The following is a 26,025-nucleotide window of genomic DNA, read 5'->3' as shown; positions in this document are numbered from 1 at the left end:
CCACGGAGCGGCCACCCCCGGAGCCGCCCCCGGCCCCCACCCTCCCGAGAGCCCACCCCCCAACGACCACCCCCCGCCACCCCCCGTTCACCCCGCTTCCCCACCCCCCATTCCGGGAAAGAGAAACCGACCGCCCCAAAGCCCCACCCCGCCCAGGGAGCCCCCACCATGGACACCCCCGCACCCCCCTGGCCCGGCAGCCGCCAACCCCTCGGCGCCCGCTTCCACACCGACCAACGCCGCGGCCCCGGCACGAACTTCGCCCTCTGGGCCCCCGCCGCCGAGGCCGTCGACCTGTGCCTGTTCGACGAGGACGGCCGCGAGACCCGCCACCGCCTCACCGAGCAGGACTTCCAGATCTGGCACGGTTTCCTCCCCGGCGTCACCCCCGGCACCCGCTACGGCTTCCGTGTCCACGGCCGCTGGGACCCGTGGACGGGCGCCCGCTGGAACCCCGCCAAGCTGCTTCTCGACCCGTACGCCCGCGCCGTCGACGGCACGTACGTGTCCCACGACGCCGCCTGCGCAGCGGCCCGCGCCTGGCCGGAGGCCGATGTCGCCGACACCGTCCGCGACAACCGCGACTCCGCCCCCCACGTCCCCCGTTCGGTGGTCGTCCACGACGACGACGACTGGTTCGACGACCACCGCCCCAAGACCCCCTGGGCCGAGACGGTCATCTACGAGCTCCACGTCCGCGGCTTCACCATGCGCCACCCCGACGTCCCCCCGCCCCTCCGCGGCACCTACGCCGGCCTCGCCCACCCCGCCGCCGTCGCCCATCTGACCCGCCTCGGTGTGACGGCCGTCGAGCTCCTCCCCGTCCACCAGTTCGCCGGCGAGGACCATCTTCAGGCCCGCGGCCTGGTCAACTACTGGGGCTACAACACGATCGGCTACTTCGCCCCGCACGCCGCCTACTCCGCCTCCGGCTCCCGCGGAGGCCAGGTCGGCGAGTTCAAGCGCATGGTCCGCGCCCTCCACCGGGCGGGCATCGAGGTGATCCTCGACGTGGTGTTCAACCACACCGCCGAGGGCGCCGAGCTGGGCCCGAGCCTGTCCTTCCGGGGTGTCGACAACGCCGCCTACTACCGCCTCGCCCCTCACCGCCCGCGCGGCTACGCCGATTTCACGGGCTGCGGCAACACCTTGGACACCCGTCACCCCCAGGTGATCCGCCTGGTCACGGATTCGCTGCGCTACTGGGTCACCGAGATGGGCGTGGACGGCTTCCGCTTCGATCTGGCCGCCGCCCTGGCCCGGGGCTCGGACGCCGTCGACACCGAGCGCCACCCCCTCCTGGCCGCCGTCTCCCAGGACCCGCTGCTCAGCCGGACGAAGCTCATCGCCGAGCCCTGGGACGTCGGCCCGGGCGGCTACCAGGTCGGCACCTTCCCTCCGCTCTGGGCGGAGTGGAACGACCGCTACCGCGACTCCGTCCGCGATTTCTGGCGCGGTTCCAGCCCGGACGTCCGGGAGCTCGGCTACCGCCTGTCCGGCTCCTCGGACCTGTACCAGCGCGGCGGGAGACGCCCCTACGCCTCCGTCAACTACGTGACGGCGCACGACGGTTTCACCCTGCGCGACCTGGTCTCGTACAACCACAAGCACAACCTCGCCAACGCCGAGGACAACCGCGACGGCACGGACGACAACCGTTCCTGGAACCACGGAGCCGAGGGCGAGACCTCCGACCCCGACATCACCGCCCTGCGCCTGCGCCAGTTGCGCAACCTGATGGCGACGCTGCTGCTCTCCACCGGCGTCCCGATGATCACCGCCGGGGACGAGCTGGGCCGCACCCAGGGCGGCAACAACAACGCCTACTGCCAGGACAATCGGACGAGTTGGCTCGACTGGTCCCTCCTCGACCACCCCGAGTGGCGGGAACTCGCGGACCTCACGGCCCGCCTGGTCCGCCTGCGCCGCGCCCACCCCGTGCTGCGCCAGCGCGCCTTCTTCTCGGGCCGCGCCGCCACCCCCGGCGGCCAGCCGGACCTCGCCTGGTTCACGCCCCGGGGCGAGGAGATGACGGAGGCCGACTGGTTCGCCCCCACCGCCTGCCTGGGCATGCTGCTCTCCGGCACGGCCATGTCGGAGCGGGACGAGACCGGCCGGCCCCCGGTGGACGACAGCTTCCTGCTGCTGCTCAACGCGGGCCCGGAGGCCGTCGACTTCACCCTCCCCGCCGAGCCCTGGGCCGCGCCGGACTCCCCGTACACCACCGTCGTCGACACGGCGGGGACCGCCGACGAGCACCCCTGCGGCAAGGCGCCCCTGGGCGGGCGCTCACTGCTCCTGCTGCGCGCGCCCGCCCACCCCGCCCAGAACCCCGTGCCCACCCCCGCCTAGAGCCCCGCACCCACTCCCTCCAACAGCGGCTCACCCCCGCGCGTGCCCCACCTCCACGTTCTCCAGCACGCCGATCGCGTCCGGCACCAGCACCGCCGCCGAGTAGTACGCGCTGACCAGGTACGAGGCGATCGCCTTCTCGTCGATCCCCATGAACCGCACGTTCAGCGAGGGCTCGACCTCGTCCGGAATCCCGATCTGGTTGAGCCCGACGACCCCCTGGTTCTGCTCGCCCACCCGCATCGCGATGATCGAGGTGGTCTGGTCCGCCGCCACCGGGATCTTGTTGCACGGGAAGATCGGCACCCCGCGCCAGGCGGGCCGCTGCTTGCCGAGCACCTCCGCCGTGCCCGGGTAGACGCCGAGCCGGTTGCACTCCCGTTCGAAGGCCGCGATGGCCCGCGGGTGGGCGAACAGGTAGTCGGTGTCGCGGCGCATCGCGAGCAGGTCGTCCAGGTCGTCCGGGGTGGGCGCCCCGGAGTGGGTCTGCACGCGCTGGTCGAAGTCGGTGTTGCTGAGCAGCCCGAAGTCCGGGTTGTTGATCAGCTCGTGCTCCTGGCGCTCGCGCAGCGCCTCGATGGTGAGCCGCAGCTGCTGCTCGGTCTGGTTCATCGGCTTGTTGTAGAGGTCCGCGACGCGGGTGTGCACCTTGAGCACGGTCTGCGCGACGCTCAGCTCGTACTCGCGCGGCCTCAACTCGTAGTCCACGAAGGCGCCGGGCAGCTCGTACTCGCCCTCGTGGCCGGCGGAGAGGTCGATCTCCGCCTCGCCGTGCGCGTTCTGCGCCTGGGCGGCGTCGGCCGCGAACCCGAGCAGGTGCTCGCGCAGTTCGGGCGAGCGGTCGGTCAACTCCTGGAACTGGGACCACTGCAGGGCCATGGCCACGCCCGAGGTCGCCGCGCGCACGGTGTACGGCCAGTTGCCGGAGGCCTCGGTGAGCCCCTCGTCGCCGATGTGGTCGCCGTCGGCGAGGGTGCCGACCACCGTCTCCTCGCCGTACTTGCCGGTGCCGAGGCGCTCGACCTTGCCGTGCGCGATCAGGAAGACCTCGCGGATCGGGTCGCCCTCGCGCACCAGCATGTCGCCGGGCGCGAAGTCCCGCTGCGTGAACCGGCGGGCCAGCTCCTCCAGCACCGCCTCGTCGCCGAATCCGCGCAGTGCCGGCACCTCGGTCAGCGAGGGGGCGATCACCGTGACCGTCGCGCCGGTCTTGGCGAAGCCGACCCGGCCGCGCCCGGTGGCGTAGCTGAGCCGCCGGTTGACCCGGTACGTACCGGCGCTGACCTGCACCCAGGGCAGCATCTTGAGCAGCCAGCGGGAGGTGATCTCCTGCATCTGCGGCGCGGACTTGGTCGTCGTCGCCAGGTTCCGCGCGGCCGCCGTGCTGAGGCTCAGTTGCGCCCGTACCTGGAGGAGGGCGGCGCCGCCGCCGGGGGCCGCGGGTTCCGTTTCGACCGTCATGTCCTGAATCTCCTGTCACTCGTTTCCCAGGATGAACACTCGTCAGGAGATGTAATCGGCCGTTGTGGGGGCGCCCGCAAGAGGCGCGCGGCGCACTGCTCCCTGCACGAACGGCCGCGCGCGCCCCACGGATCGCGCGCACCCCGCCCGTCCGGGTGGCCGGTTCCGTACGGGCCGGGGCGACAGGGGCGAAAAACCGGATGATAAATGTCGTGCTCCCGGCCTACCCTCACCGCGATGGCCGAGAACAGACAAGCCGACCTCCCGACCGGGCGCCGCTCCACGGTCCGATCCCTGCTGCGCCTGTGGCCCTACGCGCGGGCCGTGCGCGGCCGGATCGCCGTGTCGATGGCGACGGCCACCCTCGCCATGCTCAGCTCCCTCGCCGTCCCCGTGGTGCTCGGCCGGATCGTCGACGGCCCGCTGACCCGCCACGACCTCGACGGCCTCTGGCCGCTGGTCGGCCTGCTGCTGGTCCTCGGCCTGGTCGAGGCCGGGCTCTTCTACTGCCGCCGGGTGGTGCTGGCCCGCCCGCTCGCCGCGGTGGAGGGGCGGATGCGCGCCGACCTCTTCGCCAAGCTCCAGCGGCTGCCCGTCGCCTTCCACGACCGCTGGGGCTCCGGCCAGTTGCTCTCCCGGGCGACGGCGGACCTGTTCGTCATCCGGCTGTTCCTCGCCTTCGCCCTGGTCTTCCTCTTCGTCAACACGACGACGTTCGTGGCCGGCGCCGCGGTGATGTTCTCCCAGGACTGGCGGCTCGCGCTGCTCTTCCTCGCGCCCGCCCTCCCGATCCTGCTGCTCACCCGGCGCTTCGAGACGGACTACTCCGCCGCCTCCCGCCTCGCCCAGGACAAGAACGGCGACCTCGCCACGGTGGTCGAGGAGTCGGTGCTCGGCATCCGCATCCTCAAGGCCTTCGGCCGCCACCGCACGATGGCCGAGCGCTTCCGCGCCCAGTCCCGGGGCCTGCGCGGCACGGAGCTGCACAAGGCGCACCTGCTGGCCCGCCTGTCGGCCATGGTCGTCGGCCTGCCCGAGATCGCCCTCGGCTGCGCCCTCGCCGTCGGCGCGTACCTCGTCGCCCAGGACGAGCTGAGCGCCGGCAGCCTGGTCGCCTTCCTCTCCACCGCCCTCGCCCTGCGCTGGCCCATCGAGTCGCTCGGCTGGCTGCTCGCCTACACCAACGAGGCCGCCACCGCCACGGACCGCTTCTTCGAGGTGATGGACGAACCCGACGTCGCGGACCCGGGCACCGCCACGGGCCTCGACGGCGGCAAGGACGGCATCCGCCTCACCGGCGTCCGCTTCCGCTACCCCGACGCCCCCGAGGGCAGCCCCGACCTGCTGACCGGCATCGACCTGCACGTCCGCAGCGGCGAGACGATGGCCCTGGTCGGCGCCACCGGCAGCGGAAAGACCACCCTCACTTCCCTGCTCCCCCGGCTGTACGAGGCCACCGCCGGCACCATCACCCTGGACGGCCTGGACATCCGCGAACTGCCCCGGGAGCGGCTGCGCGAGCTGGTCTCCGTCGCCTTCGAGGAGCCGACGCTCTTCTCCGCCACCGTCCGGGAGAACGTCCTGATGGGCGCCCCCGCCGCGAGCGGCGAGGAACTGGCCTCCGCCCTCGCCACCGCCCAGGCCGGCTTCGTCGAGAAGCTGCCCGAGGGCGTGGACACGGAGGTCGGCGAGCAGGGCCTGAGCCTGTCCGGCGGCCAGCGCCAGCGCCTGGCCCTGGCCCGGGCGGTGGTCGGCGGCCCGGCCTTCCTCGTCCTGGACGACCCGCTCTCCGCGCTGGACGTGCACACCGAGGCCCTGGTCGAGGAGGCCCTGCGCCGGGTGCTCGGCTCCACCACCGCCCTGGTGGTCGCCCACCGCCCGAGCACCGTGCTGCTCGCCGACCGGGTCGCCGTGCTGACGGACGGCCGGATCGAGGCCGTCGGCACCCACCAGGAGCTGCTGCGCGACTGTCCGCGCTACCGCGAACTGATGTCGGGCGAGGCCGCCCTCGTCCCCGAGGGGAGCAGCGCGTGACCACGACCGTCGAGCCCGCCGGCACCGAGGCCGTCGACCCCGTCGACCCCGTCGAGGAGGAGGCTCCTCCGCCGCCGGAGGACGAGGAGGACATCCCCGTCCCGCCCGGCGCCGCCGGGGAGCTGCTGCGCTCGCTGCTCGGCCCGCACCGGGGCCGGATCGCGGTGGCGATGACAGCGATCCTCGTCCAGCAGGCCGCCCTGCAGTCCGGCCCGCTGCTGGTCGCCGTCGCGATGGACCGCGGCATCCCGGCCCTGCGCGAGCACGACGCCGGCCCGCTGATCGCCGTGATCGCGGCCTACCTGGGCTGCGCCCTGCTCAGCCCGCTGCTCCAGTGGGCGTTCGTCAAGATCGGCGCCCGGATCAACCAGGACGTCCTGCTGGAGCTGCGCGGCCGGATCTTCCGCCACGCCCAGCGCCTGAGCCTGGACTTCCACGAGCGCTACACCTCGGGCCGGATCATCTCCCGCGCCACCAGCGACCTCGACGCGCTGCGCGAGCTGCTCTCCGAGGGCCTCCAGGAGCTGCTGACCGTCTTCCTGTCGGTCTGCTACATCTCGGTGCTGCTGCTGGTGATGGACTGGCGCCTCGGCCTGGTCTCGCTGGCCTCCTTCCTGCCGCTGTGGCTGATCGCCCGCTCCTTCCGCCGCCGCTCGCTGCGGGTCTACCGCCGCTCCCGCACCAAGGCCGCCTCCATGATCGTCCGGTTCACGGAGACCATGAACGGCATCCGCCCCGTCCAGGCCTTCCGCCGCGAGCGGGCCGGCGACGCGGCCTTCGCCGTGGTCAACGAGGACTCGGTCCGGGCCACGGGCGACGGCCTGATGGAGATCGCCCGGTACGTGGGCCTCTCCCGCACCGTCGCCAACCTGTGGGTCACCGGCGTGGTGCTGCTCGGCGCCTACCGGGTCGCCGACGACACCCTGGCCCTGGGCGCGCTCACGGCCCTGACGCTGTACCTGCGCCGGCTGTTCGACCCGATCGACCACCTGGCGATGTTCCTGAACTCCTACCAGTCGGCCGCCGCCGCCCTGGAGAAGATCGCCGGCCTGCTCGCCCACGAGCCCACCGTCGCGGAGCCCGCCGAGCCCACCCCGCTGCCGACGCGCCGGGGCGAGGGCGCCGAGGGCAAGGGCCGCGAGGTCCGCTTCGAGCGGACGGCCTTCGGCTACCGCACCGGCAAGCAGGTCCTGCCCCCCTTCGACCTGACCGTCCCGGCCGGCCGGACCGTCGCCGTGGTCGGCGCCACCGGCGCGGGCAAGTCGACGGTCGCCAAGCTGCTGGCCCGCTTCTACGACCCGACGGCCGGCCGCGTCCTCCTCGACGGGGTGGACCTGCGCGAGCTGGCCACCCCGGAGCTGCGCCGCGGCGTGGTGATGGTGACCCAGGAGTCCTTCCTGTTCTCGGGCACCGTCGCCGAGAACATCGCCATCGGCCGCCCCGGAGCCACCCGCGCCGAGGTCGAGCAGGCCGCCCGGGACATCGGCGCGTACGGGTTCATCGCCGCCCTGCCCGACGGCTTCGACACCGACGTGCGCAAGCGCGGCGGCCGGATCTCCGCAGGTCAGCGCCAGTTGGTGGCCTTCGCCCGCGCCCTGCTGGCCGACCCGGCCGTGCTGATCCTCGACGAGGCGACCAGCTCGCTGGACGTCCCCGGCGAGCGGGCCGTCCAGCGGGCGATGCGCACGGTGCTGGCCGGCCGTACGGCGGTGATCATCGCGCACCGGCTCTCCACCGTGGAGATCGCCGACCGCGTCCTGGTGATGGACCAGGGCCGGATCGTCGAGGACGGCTCCCCGCAGGAACTGATCGACGGATCCGGGCGGTTCGCCGCCCTTCACCGCGCCTGGAGGGACTCCCTCGTCTAGCGTGGTCACAGATGTGCCCGACCGGGTGCGCCGTCACGCACCCGGCCGGGCATTCCTTTTGCCCGAAGGCCCCGGGAGCCGGGCTCAGTCCACGGTCACCACGAAGTCGGTGTGCCAGTCGGACATCGGGCCGCTGTCCTCCTCCGGCGAGGGGATCACGTCCAGCGTCCCGCCGGTGAGCACCTGCCCGGCGGTGGTCGAGGCGTCGATCACCACGGCCGGGTCGATGAAGATCGCGTCGTGGTAGCGCGGCCCGCTCCCGAAGTGGCAGGTCAGCGTGCGCGGCCCGGTGGCCGTGCAGTTGTACGGCGCGGTGCCGGTCAGCGTCGTCATCTCGGGCACGGTGATGTTCACGTCGATCGGGTGCCGCGAGTAGGACGGCCCGGCGTTGTACACCCACAGCGGCAGGTTGATGGTCGCCCCGGGGTGGCCGGTGAGGTCGCCCGGCTGCGGCACGGGGTGCCCGGCGGACCAGGCGGAGGAGGCGCCGACCATCATGTGGGCCTTGGTGTCGGCGGTGGTGAAGCTGTACGGAGTGGTGTGGCCGGACTGGTCCGGGTCCCCCGGGTAGAAGGCCTGGACGTCGCCGTTGATGACGGTGCCCGGCAGGGTGATCGGCGCGACGTACAGCGCCAGCTTCTCCACCGAGGTGGCGCCGGGGGCGAGGCCCGCCGGGATCGAGTAGGAACTGCCGGTGCCGAAGTAGTCCAGGGGCACCGCCGGATCGGCGGACTGGACGACGCCGGGCGGCGGGAAGTGCACGACCACCAGGGTCGCGTCGCTGGTGGCGGACGGCCCGTTGTTGGTGATCCGCACCTCCAGGGTGCCGGTCTCACCGGGGACGGTGTCGCCGGGCGGGCAGATCTCCACGGAGACCATCGCCTCGGCCGGCGGGGCTGCCAGGGGGCGGGCACCGGCCTGGGCCGGGCCCGCCACGAGCAGGACGGACAGCGCGGCGAGGGCGACCGCGCGCAGGGTTCGCATCATGCCCCTCACGCTCCCGCCGCCCGACACGCCGGGCAACCGGACGACTGCCGTCCGTGGTAATCGCACTCTTCCCTAGCGCAGCAGCCCCGCGTCCATCCCGGCCGATTCGGCCGGCAGGGCGACGAGCCCCGGCTCGGCCGGGGAGGCCAGCCGGGGGTGCGAGGGCAGCACCCGGACGGTGTAGCCGAACGGCCCCGTCCGGTCCAGCTCCAGCGAACCCTCGTACCGCGTGCGCCCGTCCAGGTCGGGCCCGCCGACCGGCTTGAGGGCGAGCACGGCCGCGTCCGAGATGCCGTCCGCCTCGTCCACCCGGCCGGAGACCACCTGCACCTCGACGTCCCCGGGCTCCAGCGCCCCGAGCGCGACCTGCACCCGCAGCGCGAGTGCCCCGCCGAGCTCCTGCGCCTCGCCCGTCCCCTCCGCCTCGACGTGCTCGACCCGCACGGCCGGCCAGGCCTCCCGGACCTTGGCCTTCCACCGCGCCAGCTCGCGCGCCCCGGTGTGCCGCCCCGCCGCCAGCTCCCGCTGCGCCAACGCGCCCGGGGCGTACAGCCGTTCGACGTACTCGCGGACCATCCGGCCGGCCAGCACCTTGGGCCCGAGGGTGACGAGGGTGTGCCGGACCATGGCGATCCAGCGGTGCGGCAGCCCGTCGCCGTCGCGGTCGTAGAAGCGGGCGGCGACCTGGTGCTCGATCAGGTCGTAGAGCGCGGCGGCCTCGATGTCGTCGCGCCGCTCGGCCTCCCCGCTGTCCGGGTCGAGGACGCCGTCGCCCTCGTCGGCGGTGGGGATCGCCCAGCCGTTCTGGCCGTCGAACCACTCGTCCCACCAGCCGTCCAGGACGGACAGGTTGAGGCAGCCGTTGAGCGCCGCCTTCATCCCCGAGGTGCCGCAGGCCTCCAGCGGGCGCAGCGGGTTGTTGAGCCACACGTCGCAGCCCGGGTAGAGGTGCCGGGCCATCGCCATGTCGTAGTCGGGCAGGAAGACGATCCGGTGGCGCACCGCCGGGTCGTCGGCGAAGGCGACCATCCGCTGGATCAGCCGCTTGCCGCCGTCGTCGGCCGGGTGGGCCTTGCCGGCGACGACGATCTGCACGGGCCTGGTCGGGTGCAGCAGCAGGGCCCGCAGCCGGTCGGCGTCGCGCAGCATCAGGGTGAGCCGCTTGTACGAGGGGACGCGGCGGGCGAAGCCGATGGTGAGCACGTCGGGGTCGAGCGCCGAGGAGACCCAGCCGAGCTCGGCCTCGCCGGCGCCGCGCTGGCGCCAGGAGGCGCGCAGCCGGCGGCGGGCCTCGTCGACCAGCTGGGCGCGCAGGCTGCGGCGCAGCTCCCAGACCTCGGTGTTGCCGATCCGCTCCAGGCCCGTCCAGCGCTGGGTCTCGCCGGTGGTCATCGCCTCCTCGGCGCGGTCGGCGCCGATCTCGGCGGCGCCCAGGCGCACCACGGCCGGGTCGATCCAGGTGGCCGCGTGCACCCCGTTGGTGACGGAGGTGATCGGCACCTCGGCGGGGTCGAATCCGGGCCAGAGGCCGTTGAACATGGCCCGGCTGACCTCGCCGTGCAGGGTGGAGACCCCGTTGGCGCGCTGGGCCAGGCGCAGGCCCATGGCGGCCATGTTGAACAGCTCGGGGTCGCCGCCGGGCCAGCTCTCGGCGCCGAGGGCGAGCACCTGCTCGACGGGGACGCCGGGCAGGGCGCCCTCGCCGCCGAAGTGGCGGGCGACCAGCTCGCGGTCGAAGCGGTCGATCCCGGCGGGGACGGGCGTGTGGGTGGTGAACAGCGTCCCGGCCCGGACGGACTCCAGGGCGGCGGCGAAGTCCAGGCCCTCGGCCGGGTCGGCGACCAGCTCGCGGATGCGCTCGACGCCGAGGAAGCCGGCGTGGCCCTCGTTGGTGTGGAACACCTCGGGCGCGGGGTGCCCGGTGAGGCGGCAGTAGGCGCGTACGGCCCGGACGCCGCCGATGCCGAGCAGCATCTCCTGGAGGAGGCGGTGCTCGCTGCCGCCGCCGTAGAGCCGGTCGGTGACGTCGCGTTCGGCGGGCGAGTTCTCCTCGGTGTCGGAGTCGAGGAGCAGCAGCGGGACGCGCCCGACCTGGGCCTTCCAGATCCGGGCGGCGAGGGTGCGGCCGCCGGGCAGGGCGAGGTCCACCCGGGCGGGGGCGCCGTCCGCCTCGCGCAGCAGGCTGACGGCCAGCTCGTCGGGGTCGAGCAGCGGGTAGCGCTCCTGCTGCCAGCCGTCCCGGTCGAGGGACTGCCGGAAGTAGCCGTGCCGGTAGAAGAGCCCGACGCCGATGATCGGGACGCCGAGGTCGCTGGCGGCCTTGAGGTGGTCGCCGGCCAGGATGCCCAGCCCGCCGGAGTACTGGGGCAGCGCGGCGGCGATGCCGTACTCGGGGGAGAAGTAGGCGATCGCGGCGGGCGGCGGGGTGGGGCCGCCCTGCTGCGCCTGGTACCAGCGCGGGCCGGTCAGGTACTCGTGCAGATCGTCGGCGAGGTCGCCGAGCCTGCGCAGGAAGCGCCGGTCGGCGGCGAGGGCGGCGAGCCGCGCGGCCGGGACCTCCCCGAGCAGCCGCACCGGGTCCTCTCCGGTCGCGGCCCAGACCTCCGGGTCCACGGACCGGAAGAGGTCCCTGGTCTCGGGGTGCCAGGACCAGCGCAGATTGAGGGCCAGCTCGTGCAACGGCTGGAGTTGTTCGGGCAGGACGGTGCGGACGGTGAATCTGCGGATTGCCTTCACGGCGTGAAGCGTAGCCCCGACGGCCCTCATGACAGTGCGTCAAGTGGGCTATTGGGCATCCGTTCGGCCTATTGATGAGATCGCATTCGGCGCATCCGTCCGCACGGGGGGCGCGCGGGGCGCACATTTCCCGGCTCCGCACCACCGATGTGTGAACTCCGTGGAACAGATCGATTTCCGCCGTCTCCCGCGATCCGGGCCGTGCCCGAAACTACTGTCGTACCGCTGCAAAAATCCTGTCCCCGATGCGAGGATGGGCCGGAGTCGTTGATGTCGTGGGGACTACGGCGACGGGTGGAGCCCCCTTCGGCAGCACGACCGAACCCTTTTTCGTGTCGGCCTTTCCCCTTCCTCCTTAGCCCATTCGGCGTGCGCCGCGCACCGACGCGTGTCCTCGCGTCCGGGCCGCTCGTTCACGGGTGGACCGGACCGCCCGGGGGCGCGTCCCGGCCGGCGCGCGCCGGGACGCGCGCGGCTCCGGGGCTCCCCGCCACCGGCTCGACGGGCGCCGGGCGGGTTGCCGGGGCGAGCGGCACGGGCAGGCTTCCGGTCGCGCGTCCACCCCCACCCAGCAAGTCCTCCCGGTACTCCCCCTGCCCGCGCGGCGGCGGGAGCTGCCGCCGATCTCGGGCAGGAGCTTGGCATGCACGGCGACACGCGGGACCAGTCCACACCGGTGGCCGACGACCTCGACGCAGCGGTCGCGGATTCCCCCGCACGGACGGATTCTGACCCTCGGACGGATCCGGCGATGCCGGCCCCCCGAACCGCCGGGGCCGTCCGCGAGGAACCGGCCGAGGCCCGACAACCCGGGGCCGAGGAGGGCCGGACGGCGGCACCCCGCCGGCGCACCACCACCACGCGCCGCACCACCGCCCCCGCGAGGACCACCGCGAAGCCTGCCGAAGAGCCCGCTCGCAAGAGCCCTACTCCCAAGACCCCCGCTCGCAAGACCGCCGCCCGCAAGACGACAGAGAGCGACACCGTGATCGGCCGCATCCCCGTCCTGGACGTCAGCCCCCTCGTCGACTCCGGCCGCCGCCCCGCCAAGGCCGTCACCGGCGAGACCTTCCTGGTCACCGCGACCGTCTTCCGCGAGGGCCACGACGCCGTCAACGCCAACGTGGTGCTGCGCGACCCGCGCGGCCGCAGCGGCCCCTGGACGCCGATGCGCGAGCTGGCCGAGGGCACCGACCGCTGGGGCGCGTACGTCACCCCGACCGCCCCCGGCCGCTGGTCGTACCTGGTCGAGGCGTGGAGCGACCCGGTTGCCACCTGGCGCAAGGCCGCCGCGATCAAGCTGCCCGCCGGGATCGACACCGCGCTGGTGCTGGAGGAGGGCGCGCGGCTGCTGGAGCGCGCCGCCGCGGGCGTGCCCAAGAAGGAGGGCCGCGCGCACGTGCTGGCCGCCGCCGACTCCCTGCGCGACCCGGGCCTGCCGCCGCTGTCCCGCCTCGCCTCCGCCCTCGCCCCCGAGGTGCTGGAGCTGCTGGCCCGCCACCCCCTGCGCGAGCTGCTCAGCTCCTCCCGCCCGCTGCCGCTCCAGGTCGACCGCGAGCGGGCGCTGTTCGGCTCCTGGTACGAGTTCTTCCCGCGCTCCGAGGGCGCCGTGGTGGACCCGACGGGCGTGGAGCCCCCGCGCCCGGGCACCCTGCGCACCGCCGCCGAGCGGCTGCCGGCCGTCGCCGCGATGGGCTTCGACGTGGTCTACCTGCCGCCCGTGCACCCGATCGGCCGAGCCTTCCGCAAGGGCCCGGACAACACCCTGACGGCCGGTCCGCACGACGTCGGCTCGCCCTGGGCGATCGGCTCCCCCGAGGGCGGCCACGACGCCGTCCACCCGGACCTGGGCACGATCGAGGACTTCGACCACTTCGTCTCCGAGGCCCAGGGCCTGCACCTGGAGGTGGCCCTGGACTTCGCCCTCCAGTGCTCCCCCGACCACCCGTGGGTCAACAAGCACCCGGAATGGTTCAGCCATCGCGCGGACGGCACCATCGCGTACGCCGAGAACCCGCCGAAGAAGTACCAGGACATCTATCCGGTCAACTTCGACCAGGACATGGACGGAATCGTCAAGGAAACGCTCCGGATCCTGCGCTTCTGGATGTCCCACGGCGTACGGATCTTCCGTGTCGACAACCCCCACACCAAGCCGGTGCTGTTCTGGGAGAAGGTCCTCGGCGACATCGCCCGCACCGACCCGGACGTGGTGTTCCTCGCGGAGGCCTTCACCCGCCCCGCGATGATGCACACCCTCGGGAAGATCGGATTCCACCAGTCGTACACGTACTTCACCTGGCGCACCGACAAGACCGAACTCACCGAGTACCTCACCGAACTCACCGGTGACGCCGCCGCCTACATGCGGCCCAACTTCTTCGCCAACACCCCCGACATCCTGCACGCCTACCTCCAGCACGGCGGCCGCGCCGCCTTCGCCGTCCGCGCCGTGCTCGCCGCCACCCTCTCCCCCAGCTACGGCGTCTACGCCGGCTTCGAGCTGTACGAGAACGAGCCGGCCCACCCGGGCTCCGAGGAGTACCTGCACTCGGAGAAGTACGAGCTGCGCCCGCGCGACTGGAACCGCACCGACACCCTGGCCCCGCTGCTGACGGTGCTCAACCGGCTGCGCCGGCGCCACCCCGCCCTCCAGCAGCTGCGCGACCTGCGGTTCCTCCCGACCGACAACGACCGGGTGCTCGCCTACGCCAAGACCGCGACCACCGAGGACGGCCTCACCGACCAGGTCATCACCGTGGTCAACCTCGATCCGCACCACGCGCAGGAGGCCACCGTCACGCTCGACGGCGACGGCCCCCACCTGGTGCAGGACGAGCTGACCGGCGCCGCCTACACCTGGGGCCGGCACAACTACGTCCGGCTCGACCCCTCAGCCGAGCCGGCTCACCTCCTCACGGTTCGGAGGAACCCAGCGTGACAGTGAACGAGCCCGTCCCCGACACCTTCCCCGAGACCTCGAAGAAGAACCTGGACCCGGAGTGGTTCAAGCGTGCGGTCTTCTACGAGGTGCTGGTGCGGTCCTTCCAGGACAGCAACGGCGACGGGGTCGGGGACCTGAAGGGGCTCACGACCAAGCTCGACTACCTGCAGTGGCTCGGTGTCGACTGCCTCTGGCTCCCGCCCTTCTTCGCCTCACCCCTGCGCGACGGCGGGTACGACGTGGCCGACTACAAGTCGGTCCTGCCCGAGTTCGGCGACCTCGCCGACTTCATGGAGTTCGTCGACGCCGCCCACGCCCGCGGCATGCGCGTCGTGATCGACTTCGTCATGAACCACACCAGCGACCAGCACCCGTGGTTCCAGGCCTCCCGCACCGACCCGGACGGGCCCTACGGCGACTTCTACATGTGGGCCGACGACGACAAGCAGTACCCCGACGCCCGGATCATCTTCGTCGACACCGAGACCTCCAACTGGACGTACGACCCCGTCCGCAAGCAGTACTTCTGGCACCGCTTCTTCTCGCACCAGCCGGACCTCAACTACGACAACCCCCGGGTCCAGGACGAGATGATCGCCGGGCTGCGGTTCTGGCTGGACCTCGGCATCGACGGCTTCCGGCTGGACGCGGTGCCGTACCTCTTCGCCCGCGAGGGCACCAACTGCGAGAACCTGCCGGAGACCCACGAGTTCCTCAAGCGGGTCCGCAAGGAGATCGACGCCGACTACCCGGACACCGTCCTCCTCGCCGAGGCCAACCAGTGGCCGGAGGACGTCGTCGACTACTTCGGCGACTTCACCGCCGGCGGCGACGAGTGCCACATGGCCTTCCACTTCCCGGTGATGCCGCGGATCTTCATGGCCGTGCGGCGCGAGTCCCGCTACCCCGTCTCGGAGATCCTCGCCAAGACCCCGGCGATCCCGGGCGGCTGCCAGTGGGGGATCTTCCTGCGCAACCACGACGAGCTGACCCTGGAGATGGTCACCGACGAGGAGCGCGACTACATGTACGCGGAGTACGCCAAGGACCCGCGGATGCGCGCCAACGTGGGCATCCGCCGAAGGCTCGCCCCGCTGCTGGAGAACGACCGCAACCAGATCGAGCTCTTCACCGCCCTGCTGCTCTCCCTGCCCGGCTCCCCGGTGCTCTACTACGGGGACGAGATCGGCATGGGCGACAACATCTGGCTCGGCGACCGGGACGGCGTGCGCACGCCGATGCAGTGGACCCCGGACCGCAACGCGGGTTTCTCCTCCGCCGACCCGGGCAGGCTCAGTCTGCCGCCCATCATGGACCCGGTGTACGGCTACCAGGTGACCAACGTCGAGGCGCAGCAGAGCAGTTCGAGTTCTCTGCTGCACTGGACGCGTCGCATGATCGAGATCCGCAAGCTCAACCCGGCGTTCGGCCTGGGCACCTACACCGAGCTGCCGTCCAGCAACCCCGCCGTCCTGGCCTTCGTGCGCGAGCACGAGGGGGACCTGGTCATGTGCGTGAACAACTTCTCGCGGTTCGCGCAGCCGACCGAGCTGGACCTCCGGCGGTACGGCGGCCGGTACCCGGTCGAGCTGATCGGCGGAGTGCGCTTCCCGTCGATCGGCGAGTGGCCCTACCTGCTCACCCTCGCAGGGCACGGCTTCTACTGGTTCCAGCTCCGGCAGCCCCCGCGTACCGGCGGCGCCGGGCGCCCGAAGTAACGATCCACCGCGCCGCGGGCCGATCAGCACCACCAGGCCCTCCGGGGGCGCGAGTTGACCCCCGCGCCCCCGGAGCCCTCCGCACCGCCGCGTACGGAGAACAGCCCAACGGCCACCCACACGAAGGCGTGACACCCGAGCAGAGCTCGCGTGCCGCGACCGCCGCGCCGCCGATATCCGGAAGACTGCCAGACCCGGCCACGACCCGTCGGGCCATCCGCGCGCTTCCGGGGAAAGGGAGTCATGTCCGAAACCTCCCGCTCTCAAGCCCACGTGCAGCACGACGCGCCGACGGGCGCCCGGGGCGCCGGGGCCCGGAGAACCGCCCTGGGGGTCAGTGAACTCGTGCAGGCGGCCCTGCCGCTGATCGCCGAGTGGCTCCCCACCCAGCGCTGGTACGCCGGCAAGGGCCGGCCGATCACCGGCCTCACCCCCGTCGTCGGCACCCCGCTCCAGGTCGGGGACCCTGCCCTGCTCCACCTGCTGCTGCGCGTCGAGCACGCCACCACCGCCGGCCTGCCGCACGGCGACGTCTACCAACTCCTGCTCGGCATCCGCTCCCAGGGCCCGGCCGGCATCGAGCCGGCCGCCGTGCTCGGACGCCTCAGCCAGGGCCCGTACGACGGGGCCGCGCTCTACGACGCCGTCCACGACCCCGAGCTCACCGGGCGGCTGCTCGAACACCTCGCCACCGGCGACCGCTTCGGCGCCCTCTCCTTCCGCCGCACCCCCGGCTCCGGCCTGCCCACCAACCTGCCCGGCCGGGCCTCCACCGCCGAGCAGTCCAACAGCTCCGTCATCTACGGCACCTCGTACATCCTCAAGCTGTTCCGCCGCATCCACCCCGGCACCAACCCGGACCTCGAACTCTCCCTCGCCCTCTCCCGGGCCGGCTCCACCCGCATCCCCCGCGTCGCCGCCTGGTTCGAGAGCCGGATCGAGCGCGCCGAGCCCGCCACCCTCGGCCTCCTCCAGCGCTACCTGCCCGACGCCGAGGACGGCTGGGAGCTGGCCCTCGACCAGGTCGGCCGGCTCAAGGGCGACCGCGCCCCCGGCAACTTCGCCATCGAGGCGCACCGGCTCGGCCGGGCCACCGCCGAGGTCCACCGGGTGCTCGCCCGCTCCATGCCCGTCGCCCGGCTCGACCGCACCCAGACCGGGCGCCTGGCCACCGCCATGGCCGACCGCCTCGACAGCGCCGTGGCCGCCGTCCCCGGGCTGCTGCGCTACCGGGCCGCGCTGCGCACCGCCTTCCAGCAGCTCGCCGACGCCCACCCGGACGGCCTGCCCGTCCAGCGCATCCACGGCGACCTGCACCTCGGGCAGGCCATGCGCACCCCGCACGGCTGGGTGCTGCTCGACTTCGAGGGCGAGCCCGCCAAGTCCGTCAACGAGCGCCGGGAGCCGCAGCCCGCGCTGCGCGACGTCGCCGCGATGCTCCGCTCCTTCGACTACGCCGCCGCCCACCTGCTCGCCGGCGGCCCGCCCGACCCCGAGCTGGCCCACCTCGCCGCCGCCTGGGCGCAGCGCAACCGCACCGCCTTCTGCGCCGGCTACACCGCGGGCGGCGGCGCGGACCCGGCCGCCTCGCCGGAGCTGATGCGGGCGCTGGAGATCGACAAGGCCGTGTACGAGGTCGTGTACGAGGCCCGGCACCGGCCCGGCTGGCTGCCGATCCCGCTGGCCGCGATCAACCGGCTCGCCCTGACCCTCTGACCACCCCTCCCCCCGCTCCGTCGCCCAGCCCAGTCGCCCCGCCCCGCCCCGTCCAGCCCCGCCGCAGGAGGACCCGTCGTGAAGCCGCTCGCCCCGACCGGCCGCACCACCCGCCCCGTACCGGCCACCTTCCTGGCCGGGCCGCCCGCGGCCGCCCCCGCACCGACCGAGGAGCCGCAGGAGGCGCGGGAGCCGCGGGAGCCCGTCCGCCCGGCCCCGCTGCGGCTGCCCGAGGCGCCGCTGCCGCCGTCCGAGGTGGACCGGCTGGTCGGTGGGCAGCACCACGACCCGCACGCCCTGCTCGGCGCGCACCCCGTGCACGGCGGCACCGCGATCCGGGTGCTGCGCCCCTTCGCCGAGCGGGTGGTGGTGGAGACCGGACAGGGCCCCGCCGAACTCACCCACCAGCAGGGCGGGTTGTTCACCGGCCTGCTGGCGGGCGGCGAACTCCCGCACTACGGGCTGCTGGTGACGTACCCCGGCGGCGAGCCGCTGCGCCAGCAGGACGGCTACCGCACCCCGCCCACCCTCGGCGAGCTCGACCTGCACCTGATCTCCGAGGGCCGGCACGAGCAGCTGTGGCGGGCCCTCGGCTCGCACGTGCGCACCGTCGACGGCATGGCCGGCACCGCCTTCGCCGTCTGGGCGCCCAACGCCGCCGGTGTGCGGCTGATCGGCGACTTCAACCACTGGGACGGCACCGGGCACCCGATGCGCTCGCTCGGCTCCTCCGGCGTCTGGGAGCTGTTCGTCCCCGGCCTGGCCGAGGGCGCCACCTACAAGTACGAGATCCACACCCGCCAGGGCCGGGTGCTCGACAAGGCCGACCCGCTGGCCCGCGCCGCCCAGTGCCCGCCCGGCACGGCCTCGGTGGTCACCTCCTCGGCGTACGCCTGGCAGGACGGCGAGTGGATGGAGCGCCGTTCCCGCGCCGCGCACCACCGGGCCCCGATGTCGGTGTACGAGCTGCACCTCGCCTCCTGGCGGCCCGACCTCACCTCCTACCGCGCCATCGCCGAGGAACTGCCGCGCTACCTGAAGGAGTTGAACTTCACCCACGTGGAGTTCATGCCGGTGATGGAGCACCCCTTCGGCGGCTCCTGGGGGTACCAGGTCTCCGGCTACTACGCCCCCACCGCCCGGCTCGGCACCCCCGACGACTTCCGCTTCCTGGTCGACACCCTGCACCGGCACGGCATCGGCGTGATCGTCGACTGGGTGCCCGCGCACTTCCCCAAGGACGACTTCGCCCTCGCCCGCTTCGACGGCGAGCCGCTGTACGAGCCCGCCGACCCGCTGCGCGCCGAGCACCCCGACTGGGGGACGCTGGAGTTCGACTACGGCCGCAAGGAGGTGCGCAACTTCCTCGTCGCCAACGCGGTGTACTGGTGCGAGGAGTTCCACGTCGACGGCCTTCGGGTCGACGCCGTCGCCTCGATGCTCTACCTCGACTACTCCCGCGACAGCGGCGCCTGGACGCCCAACCAGTTCGGCGGGCGGGAGAACCTCGACGCGGCCTCCTTTCTCCAGGAGATGAACGCCACCGTCTACCGCCGCTGCCCGGGCGCCGTCACCATCGCCGAGGAGTCCACCGCCTGGGACGGGGTCACCAGGCCCACCGACGCGGGGGGCCTGGGCTTCGGGCTGAAGTGGAACATGGGCTGGATGCACGACTCGCTGGTCTACATGGCCAAGGAGCCCGTCCACCGCAGGTACCACCACAACGAGATCACCTTCTCGATGGTGTACGCCTACTCGGAGAACTACGTCCTGCCGATCTCCCACGACGAGGTCGTGCACGGCAAGCAGGCCCTCGTCTCCAAGATGCCCGGCGACTGGTGGCAGCAGCGCGCCAACCACCGCGCCTACCTCGGGTTCATGTGGTCCCACCCCGGCAAGCAACTCCTCTTCATGGGGCAGGAGTTCGCCCAGGGATCGGAGTGGGACCACGAGCAGGGCCCGCAGTGGTGGGTCCTCGACGAGCAGTGGCCGGCCCACCGCGACCACCTCGGCGTGCGCAACCTCGTCCGCGACCTCAACCGGACGTACCTCGACACCCCCGCCCTCTGGGAGCTCGACACCGTCCCGGACGGCTTCCGCTGGCTCGACGGCGGCGCCGCCGAGGACAACCTGCTCTCCTTCGTCCGCTACGCCTCCGACGGCACGCCGCTCGTCGCCGTCTGCAACTTCTCCCCCGTCGTCCGCCACGGCCACCGCGTCGGGCTGCCGCTCCTCGACGGACGCGAGCAGCTGTGGGAGGAGGCCCTCAACACCGACGCCGAGGAGTACGGCGGCAGCGGGATCGGCAACTCCCACCCGGTCAAAGCCGACCCCACCCCCTGGAACGACCAGCCCCGCTCCGCCGACCTCGTCCTCCCCCCGCTCGCCACCCTCTGGCTCCGCCCGGCGCGCTGAACCGACTGCACCGAACGGACTGCGCCGAGCCTCGGGCGCCGGGCCGAGTGTCCACTCAGCCCGGCGCCGACACCGGAAACCCGAGGTCCTCGGCGGCCTTGCCCAGCTCGCGGTCGTAGGTCACGAAGTCGGTGAGCTCGGCGCGGAACGGCTCCGCGCTGGCCAGGTGCAGCGCGTCGAGCGACCCGAGGCGCGGAGTCCGGTACGAGAGCGCCCGGGCGAGCACCGCACTGCTGAGGTCGACCCGGTGGACGCCCATCAGCGCCTGGTCGACGTAGTACGGGACCTGCTGATGCGCCAGGCTCGCGCGCAGCAGCGTACGGGTGATCTCCAGCCGGGCCAGCTCGCTGGTGATCAGCTCCGTTCCGGCGGGCAGCGCCTGCCGCCAGGCCCGGAGCGCGGCGGTCTCCGGCTCCGGCTTGATGAACTTCAGCAGTGCGCAGGAGTCGAGGTAGATCAACGGTTCCGCTCCCGTTCGCGCTCCTCCACCAGGAGGTCCGACAGGCTGCCGAGGTCCGGCAGCAGGTCCAGGGCCAGCTCGGGCATGCCCTCCTGGGCGGGCGGCGTGACCTCGCCGGCCACGACCATCCGTTCGAGGGTCGTCTCCGGAGGCGTCTCCGGCACGAGTCTCAGCACGGGCCGCCCACGATCGGTGACGACGATCGTCTCGCCGGCCCGGACCCGCGCGACCGCCTTCGACGGGTTCTGGTTCAACTCACGCAGTCCCATGGTCTCCATACCAGCCAATGTAACTACCTCATGTAGATACATCAAGGGCAGCCGGCCCCGCAAGCCCGAAGCCGGGGCCTTCGCCCCTTGCCCCTCCCCGACCCCTCTGCTCGCGGGCGCCCGTTCGTGGTGCGAATGTATGGTCGATATGACCATTTCCTGAGACAGCGGGACGGAGACAGCCGGGTGGCGCGCAGCGTGTACGTGACCGGGATCGACCGGGGGGACGGCCGGCAGGCCGTCGAGCTCGGGGTCATGGAACTGCTCACCCGGCAGGTGGACCGGGTCGGGGTCTTCCGGCCGCTGGTGCACGCCGAGGCGCCCGGCGAGCCCGGGGCCGACCACGTGGTCGAGCTGCTGCGCGGCCGCTACCGGATCGACCTGCCCGGCACCGAGCTGTACGGCCTCACGTACGAGGAGGCCGCCGCCCTCCAGGCCGCGCAGGGCCAGGACGAGCTGGTCTCCGTCCTCGTCGACCGCTTCCGCGCCCTGGAGCGCCGCTGCCAGGCCGTCCTGGTGCTCGGCACCGACTTCGCGGACACCAACATCCCCGACGAGCTGGCCTTCAACGCCCGCCTCGCCAACGAGTTCGGCGCCGCCGTCCTCCCCGTGGTCGGCGGGCACCGCGAGGACGCCGAGGCCGTGATCGCCGAGGTCCGCAACGCCCACCGCGCGTACACCGACCTCGGCTGCGAGACCCTGGCGATGATCGCCAACCGCGTCGCCCCCGGTGCCAAGCAGCGCGTCCAGCGCGCCCTCACCGAGAAGCTGCCGATCCCCGCCTACGTCATCCCGGAGGAGCCGGCCCTGGCCGCGCCGACCGTGGCGCAGCTGGTCGAGGCGACCGGCGCCGAGGTGCTGCTCGGGGACGCTGCCGGCCTCGCCCGGGACGTCCGCGGCTACGTGTTCGGCGGCGCCATGCTGCCCACCTTCCTGGACGCCCTGACCGAGGGCGCGCTCGTCGTCACCCCCGGGGACCGCGCCGACCTGGTGATCGGCTCGCTGGCCGCCCACGCCGCCGGCGCCCCGCCGATCGCGGGCGTGCTGCTGACCCTGGGCCAGCACCCCGGCCCGAACGTGATGGCGCTGGCCGCCCGCCTCGCCCCCGGCACCCCGGTGGCCGTCGTCCCCCAGGGCAGCTGGCCCACCGCCGCGACCCTCACCCATCTGGAGGGCAAGCTCACCGCGGCCAGCCCCCGCAAGGCCGAGATCGCCCTCGGCCTGTTCGAACTGCACGTCGACACCGCCGAGTTGACCAACCGGATCGAGGTCGGCCGCTCCGAGCGCGTCACCCCGATGATGTTCGAGCACGCGCTGCTGGAGCGCGCCCGCGGCGAGCGCCGCCACGTCGTCCTCCCGGAGGGCACCGAGGAGCGGGTGCTGCGCGCCGCCGAGATCCTGCTGCGCCGCAACATCTGCGACCTCACCCTGCTCGGCGAGGTCGACGCCGTACGCCGCAAGGCCGCGGGCCTGGGCATCGCGCTTCCACAGGAGGCCCCGGGCGCCGACCGCGCCCAGGCCCGGATCGTCGACCCGACGACCAGCCCGCTGCGCCGCCAGTTCGCCGAGCTGTACGCGAAGCTGCGCGCCCACAAGGGCATGACGGTCGAGCTGGCGCTGGACCTCGTCACCGACGTCTCGTACTTCGGCACCCTGATGGTCCAGGAGGGCATCGCCGACGGCATGGTCTCGGGCGCGGTGCACTCCACCGCCGCGACCATCCGGCCCGCCTTCGAGGTGATCAAGACCTCTCCGGGCGCCTCGATCGTCTCCTCGGTCTTCTTCATGTGCCTGGCCGACAAGGTGCTGGTGTACGGCGACTGCGCCGTCAACCCGGACCCGGACGCCCAGCAGCTCGCCGACATCGCCATCCAGTCGGCCGCCACCGCCGCCCAGTTCGGCGTGGAGCCGAGGGTCGCGATGCTCTCGTACTCGACCGGCACCTCCGGCTCGGGCGCGGACGTGGACAAGGTCCGCAAGGCCACCGAGCTGGTGCGCGAGCTGCGGCCGGACATCCTGGTCGAGGGCCCGATCCAGTACGACGCCGCCGTGGACCCGAACGTCGCGGCCACCAAGCTGCCGGGCTCGGAGGTGGCCGGGCGGGCGACGGTGCTGATCTTCCCGGACCTCAACACCGGCAACAACACCTACAAGGCCGTCCAGCGCTCGGCGGGCGCCGTCGCCGTCGGCCCGGTGCTCCAGGGGCTGCGCAAGCCCGTCAACGACCTCTCGCGCGGGGCGCTGGTGCAGGACATCGTCAACACCGTCGCGATCACCGCCATCCAGTCGCAGGACCGCAAGGAGCCCGTCGCATGAGTGAAGGTACGCGCGTCCTGGTCCTCAACGCCGGCTCCTCGTCGGTGAAGTACCAGCTGATCGACATGCTGGACGGCGCCCGGCTGGCCTCCGGCCTGGTCGAGCGGATCGGCGAGAGCGGCGGCCGCCTCGTCCACACCCCGCGCTCGGGCGAGCCGCGCGAGGGCCTGCAGCCCTTCCCGGACCACACCGCGGCGCTGAAGGCCGTCGCCGAGGAGCTCACCGCGGACGGCCTCGGGCTGGACTCCCCTGAGCTGGCCGCGATCGGCCACCGGGTGGTGCACGGCGGCAAGCGGTTCACCGAGCCGACCGTCGTCACCGACGAGGTCCTCACGGAGATCCGCCGCCTCATCCCCGTCGCGCCGCTGCACAACCCGGCGAACATCGTCGGCATCGAGGTCGCCCGCGCGCTGCGCCCCGATCTGCCGCAGGTGGCCGTGTTCGACACCGCCTTCCACGCCTCGATGCCCGAGTACGCCGCCCGGTACGCGATCGACAAGGCCGTGGCCGACGAGCACCGGGTGCGCCGCTACGGCTTCCACGGCACCTCGCACCAGTACGTCTCGCGGGCGACGGCCCGGCTGCTCGGCAAGGACCCGGCCGAGGTCAACGTCATCGTGCTGCACCTGGGCAACGGCGCCTCCGCCTCGGCGGTGAGCGGCGGCCGCTGCCTGGACACCTCCATGGGCCTGACCCCGCTGGAGGGCCTGGTCATGGGCACCCGTTCGGGCGACATCGACGCCGGCGTGGTGTTCCACCTGCACCGGGTCGGCGGGCTCTCGATCGACGGGATCGACGACCTGCTCAACCGCCGCAGCGGCCTGCGCGGCCTGTGCGGGGACAACGACATGCGCGAGATCATGCGCCGCGCCGAGGAGGGGGACGCGGACGCGAGGCTCGCCTTCGACGCGTACGTCCACCGGCTGCGCAAGTACATCGGCGGCTACTACGCGGTGCTCGGCCGGGTGGACGCGATCGCGTTCACCGCGGGCGTCGGGGAGAACGCGGCGCCGGTGCGGGCCGCGGCCACCGCCGGGCTGGAGGAGCTGGGCATCGCCGTGGACCCCGAGCTGAACTCGGTGCGCTCGGGCGGGGCGCGGATCATCTCGCCCGCGTACTCCCGGGTCGCCGTGGCCGTGGTGCCCACCGACGAGGAGCTGGAGATCGCCCGGCAGGCCTTCGCCCTGGTCCACCGCGAGAGCGGCGTGTCCGAGGAGTGAGACGGGATCGTCCCGGTCTCCGGAACGTTTCGACGGCGATTCCTGCCCCTTCGTGCCGAATGCGCCCATAACTCGAACGGATAGACTGACGGATATGCGCCGAGCGAAAATTGTCTGCACCCTGGGTCCCGCGACGGACTCCTACGAACAGCTGAAGGCCATCGTCGAGGCGGGCATGAACGTCGCCCGACTGAACATGAGCCACGGCAACCACGCGGACCACGAGGAGCGGTACCGCAAGGTCCGCCAGGTCTCGGAGGACACCGGCAAGGCCATCGGCGTCCTGGCCGACCTCCAGGGTCCCAAGATCCGTCTGGCGACCTTCGCCAACGGCCCGGTGACCGTCGACAACGGCGACGAGTTCACCATCACCACCGAGGACGTCCCCGGTGACCAGCACATCTGCGGCACCACCTACAAGGGCCTGCCCGGCGACGTGAAGCCCGGCGACCCGATCCTGATCAACGACGGCGTCATCGCCCTGGAGGTCGTCAGCGTCGACGGCCCGCGGGTGAGGACCGTGGTGGTCGAGGGCGGCGTGCTCTCGAACAACAAGGGCATCAACCTGCCCGGCGCGGCCGTGAACGTGCCCGCGCTGTCCGAGAAGGACAAGGACGACCTGCGCTTCGCGCTGCGTCTGGGCGTCGACATGGTCGCGCTGTCCTTCGTCCGCAACGCGGACGACATCAAGGACGTCCACGAGATCATGGACGAGGTCGGCATCCGCGTGCCGGTCATCGCCAAGATCGAGAAGCCGCAGGCCGTCGAGGCCATGGAGGAGATCGTCCTCGCCTTCGACGCCATCATGGTGGCCCGCGGCGACCTGGCCGTCGAGTATCCGCTGGAGCGGGTGCCGATGGTCCAGAAGCAGCTGATCACCCTGGCCCGCCGCAACGCGAAGCCCGTCATCGTCGCCACCCAGATGATGGAGTCGATGATCCACGCTTCGCGCCCGACCCGCGCCGAGGTCTCCGACGTCGCCAACGCCATCCTGGACGGCACCGACGCGGTGATGCTCTCCGCCGAGTCCAGCGTCGGCAAGTACCCGGTCGAGACCGTGCGCACCATGAGCCGGATCTGCGAGACGGCCGAGGGGGAGCTCGTCTCCCAGGGCCTGCAGCCGCTCAACCCGGGCCGCAAGCCGCGCACCCAGGGCGGCTCCGTCGCCCGCGCCGCCTGCGAGCTGGGCGACTTCCTGAACGGCGAGGCGCTGGTCGCCTTCACCAAGTCCGGTGACACGGCGCGGCGGCTGTCGCGCTACCGCTCGCCGATCCCGGTGATCGCGTTCACCCCGGACTCCGCGACCCGCAACCAGCTCTCGCTGAGCTGGGGCGTCGAGGCGTACGTGACCGAGCAGGTCGCCACCACCGACGCGATGGTCGCGCAGGTCGACCGCGAGCTGCTCAAGATGGGCCGCCTGGAGGAGGGCGCCACGGTGATCGTCACCGCCGGTGTCCCCGTCGGCATCCCCGGCACCACCAACATGGTGCAGGTCCACCACCTGGGCACCCGCGGCGCCTGACGGCCCC

General features: G+C 72.8%; 15 protein-coding genes. 10 read left to right on the top strand and 5 right to left on the bottom strand.

Annotated features, from left to right (window positions below):
* The first annotated feature begins 168 nt into the window (after positions 1-168).
* Positions 169-2,352, top strand: a complete 2,184-nt coding sequence (gene glgX, locus ACIRRS_RS36310; protein WP_402980595.1) for a glycogen debranching protein GlgX — start codon at positions 169-171, stop codon at positions 2,350-2,352.
* Positions 2,353-2,382: 30 nt separating this feature from the next.
* On the opposite strand, the gene ACIRRS_RS36305 is transcribed toward glgX, so the two are convergent.
* Positions 2,383-3,813 (bottom strand): family 2B encapsulin nanocompartment shell protein, encoded by a 1,431-nt coding sequence (locus tag ACIRRS_RS36305; protein WP_402980592.1) that lies wholly within the window; start codon positions 3,811-3,813, stop codon positions 2,383-2,385.
* Between the two features lie 237 nt (positions 3,814-4,050).
* On the opposite strand from ACIRRS_RS36305, the gene ACIRRS_RS36300 reads away from it, so the two are divergent.
* On the top strand, positions 4,051-5,847 hold the full coding sequence (locus ACIRRS_RS36300) for an ABC transporter ATP-binding protein (protein WP_402980589.1): 1,797 nt from the start codon (positions 4,051-4,053) through the stop codon (positions 5,845-5,847).
* Entirely contained in the window at positions 5,844-7,715 is a 1,872-nt protein-coding gene (locus ACIRRS_RS36295) for an ABC transporter ATP-binding protein (protein WP_402980586.1), read from the top strand. The genes ACIRRS_RS36300 and ACIRRS_RS36295 overlap by 4 nt, the downstream gene beginning before the upstream one ends.
* An 84-nt stretch (positions 7,716-7,799) precedes the next feature.
* Here ACIRRS_RS36295 and ACIRRS_RS36290 read toward each other — a convergent pair whose 3' ends face one another.
* Positions 7,800-8,702 carry a hypothetical protein gene (locus ACIRRS_RS36290; RefSeq protein WP_402980583.1) on the bottom strand — a complete coding sequence of 301 codons (903 nt, stop codon included), beginning with the start codon at positions 8,700-8,702 and terminating at the stop codon, positions 7,800-7,802.
* Positions 8,703-8,774: 72 nt separating this feature from the next.
* Complete coding sequence (gene glgP, locus ACIRRS_RS36285) at positions 8,775-11,438, bottom strand: alpha-glucan family phosphorylase (protein ID WP_402980580.1); 2,664 nt, start codon at positions 11,436-11,438, stop codon at positions 8,775-8,777.
* Positions 11,439-12,423: 985 nt separating this feature from the next.
* On the opposite strand from glgP, the gene ACIRRS_RS36280 reads away from it, so the two are divergent.
* The 4 genes from ACIRRS_RS36280 (at position 12,424) to glgB (ending at position 20,231) form a co-directional block, all read left to right on the top strand.
* On the top strand, positions 12,424-14,379 hold the full coding sequence (locus ACIRRS_RS36280) for an alpha-1,4-glucan--maltose-1-phosphate maltosyltransferase (RefSeq protein WP_402980601.1): 1,956 nt from the start codon (positions 12,424-12,426) through the stop codon (positions 14,377-14,379).
* The gene (gene treS / locus ACIRRS_RS36275; protein WP_402980577.1) at positions 14,376-16,100 is read left to right on the top strand and encodes a maltose alpha-D-glucosyltransferase; all 1,725 of its coding nucleotides are present in this window, start codon (positions 14,376-14,378) and stop codon (positions 16,098-16,100) included. The genes ACIRRS_RS36280 and treS overlap by 4 nt, the downstream gene beginning before the upstream one ends.
* 243 nt (positions 16,101-16,343) lie before the next feature.
* Entirely contained in the window at positions 16,344-17,816 is a 1,473-nt protein-coding gene (locus tag ACIRRS_RS36270; protein WP_402980574.1) for a phosphotransferase, read from the top strand.
* A gap of 78 nt (positions 17,817-17,894) precedes the next feature.
* Positions 17,895-20,231 carry a 1,4-alpha-glucan branching enzyme gene (gene glgB, locus ACIRRS_RS36265; protein WP_402980572.1) on the top strand — a complete coding sequence of 779 codons (2,337 nt, stop codon included), beginning with the start codon at positions 17,895-17,897 and terminating at the stop codon, positions 20,229-20,231.
* Positions 20,232-20,286: 55 nt separating this feature from the next.
* Here glgB and ACIRRS_RS36260 read toward each other — a convergent pair whose 3' ends face one another.
* Both ACIRRS_RS36260 and ACIRRS_RS36255 read right to left on the bottom strand, forming a co-directional pair.
* Positions 20,287-20,691 carry a type II toxin-antitoxin system VapC family toxin gene (locus tag ACIRRS_RS36260; protein WP_402980569.1) on the bottom strand — a complete coding sequence of 135 codons (405 nt, stop codon included), beginning with the start codon at positions 20,689-20,691 and terminating at the stop codon, positions 20,287-20,289.
* Positions 20,688-20,969: a type II toxin-antitoxin system Phd/YefM family antitoxin gene (locus ACIRRS_RS36255; RefSeq protein WP_402980566.1), complete on the bottom strand. Its 282-nt coding sequence runs from the start codon at positions 20,967-20,969 to the stop codon at positions 20,688-20,690. The genes ACIRRS_RS36260 and ACIRRS_RS36255 overlap by 4 nt, the downstream gene beginning before the upstream one ends.
* 177 nt (positions 20,970-21,146) lie before the next feature.
* On the opposite strand from ACIRRS_RS36255, the gene pta reads away from it, so the two are divergent.
* The 3 genes from pta to pyk all read left to right on the top strand — a co-directional run bounded on the left by pta (position 21,147) and on the right by pyk (position 26,018).
* Entirely contained in the window at positions 21,147-23,276 is a 2,130-nt protein-coding gene (gene pta / locus ACIRRS_RS36250) for a phosphate acetyltransferase (protein WP_402980563.1), read from the top strand.
* Positions 23,273-24,496, top strand: a complete 1,224-nt coding sequence (locus ACIRRS_RS36245; RefSeq protein WP_402980561.1) for an acetate kinase — start codon at positions 23,273-23,275, stop codon at positions 24,494-24,496. Before pta ends, ACIRRS_RS36245 begins: the two co-directional genes overlap by 4 nt.
* A gap of 94 nt (positions 24,497-24,590) precedes the next feature.
* Positions 24,591-26,018, top strand: a complete 1,428-nt coding sequence (gene pyk, locus ACIRRS_RS36240; protein WP_402980558.1) for a pyruvate kinase — start codon at positions 24,591-24,593, stop codon at positions 26,016-26,018.
* The last annotated feature ends 7 nt before the right edge of the window (positions 26,019-26,025 follow it).

Origin of the sequence: Kitasatospora sp. NPDC101183, from assembly GCF_044767945.1 — a bacterium.
GTDB lineage: Bacteria > Actinomycetota > Actinomycetes > Streptomycetales > Streptomycetaceae > Kitasatospora.
This window is presented reverse-complemented; position numbering and strand designations above follow the sequence as displayed.

Coding starts and splice junctions, on each gene's coding strand:
- glgX (WP_402980595.1), top strand. CDS start 169: ATGGACACCCCCGCACCCCCCTGGCCCGGCAGCCGCCAACCCCTCGGC.
- ACIRRS_RS36305 (WP_402980592.1), bottom strand. CDS start 3,813: ATGACGGTCGAAACGGAACCCGCGGCCCCCGGCGGCGGCGCCGCCCTC.
- ACIRRS_RS36300 (WP_402980589.1), top strand. CDS start 4,051: ATGGCCGAGAACAGACAAGCCGACCTCCCGACCGGGCGCCGCTCCACG.
- ACIRRS_RS36290 (WP_402980583.1), bottom strand. CDS start 8,702: ATGATGCGAACCCTGCGCGCGGTCGCCCTCGCCGCGCTGTCCGTCCTG.
- ACIRRS_RS36270 (WP_402980574.1), top strand. CDS start 16,344: ATGTCCGAAACCTCCCGCTCTCAAGCCCACGTGCAGCACGACGCGCCG.
- ACIRRS_RS36255 (WP_402980566.1), bottom strand. CDS start 20,969: ATGGAGACCATGGGACTGCGTGAGTTGAACCAGAACCCGTCGAAGGCG.
- ACIRRS_RS36245 (WP_402980561.1), top strand. CDS start 23,273: ATGAGTGAAGGTACGCGCGTCCTGGTCCTCAACGCCGGCTCCTCGTCG.
- pyk (WP_402980558.1), top strand. CDS start 24,591: ATGCGCCGAGCGAAAATTGTCTGCACCCTGGGTCCCGCGACGGACTCC.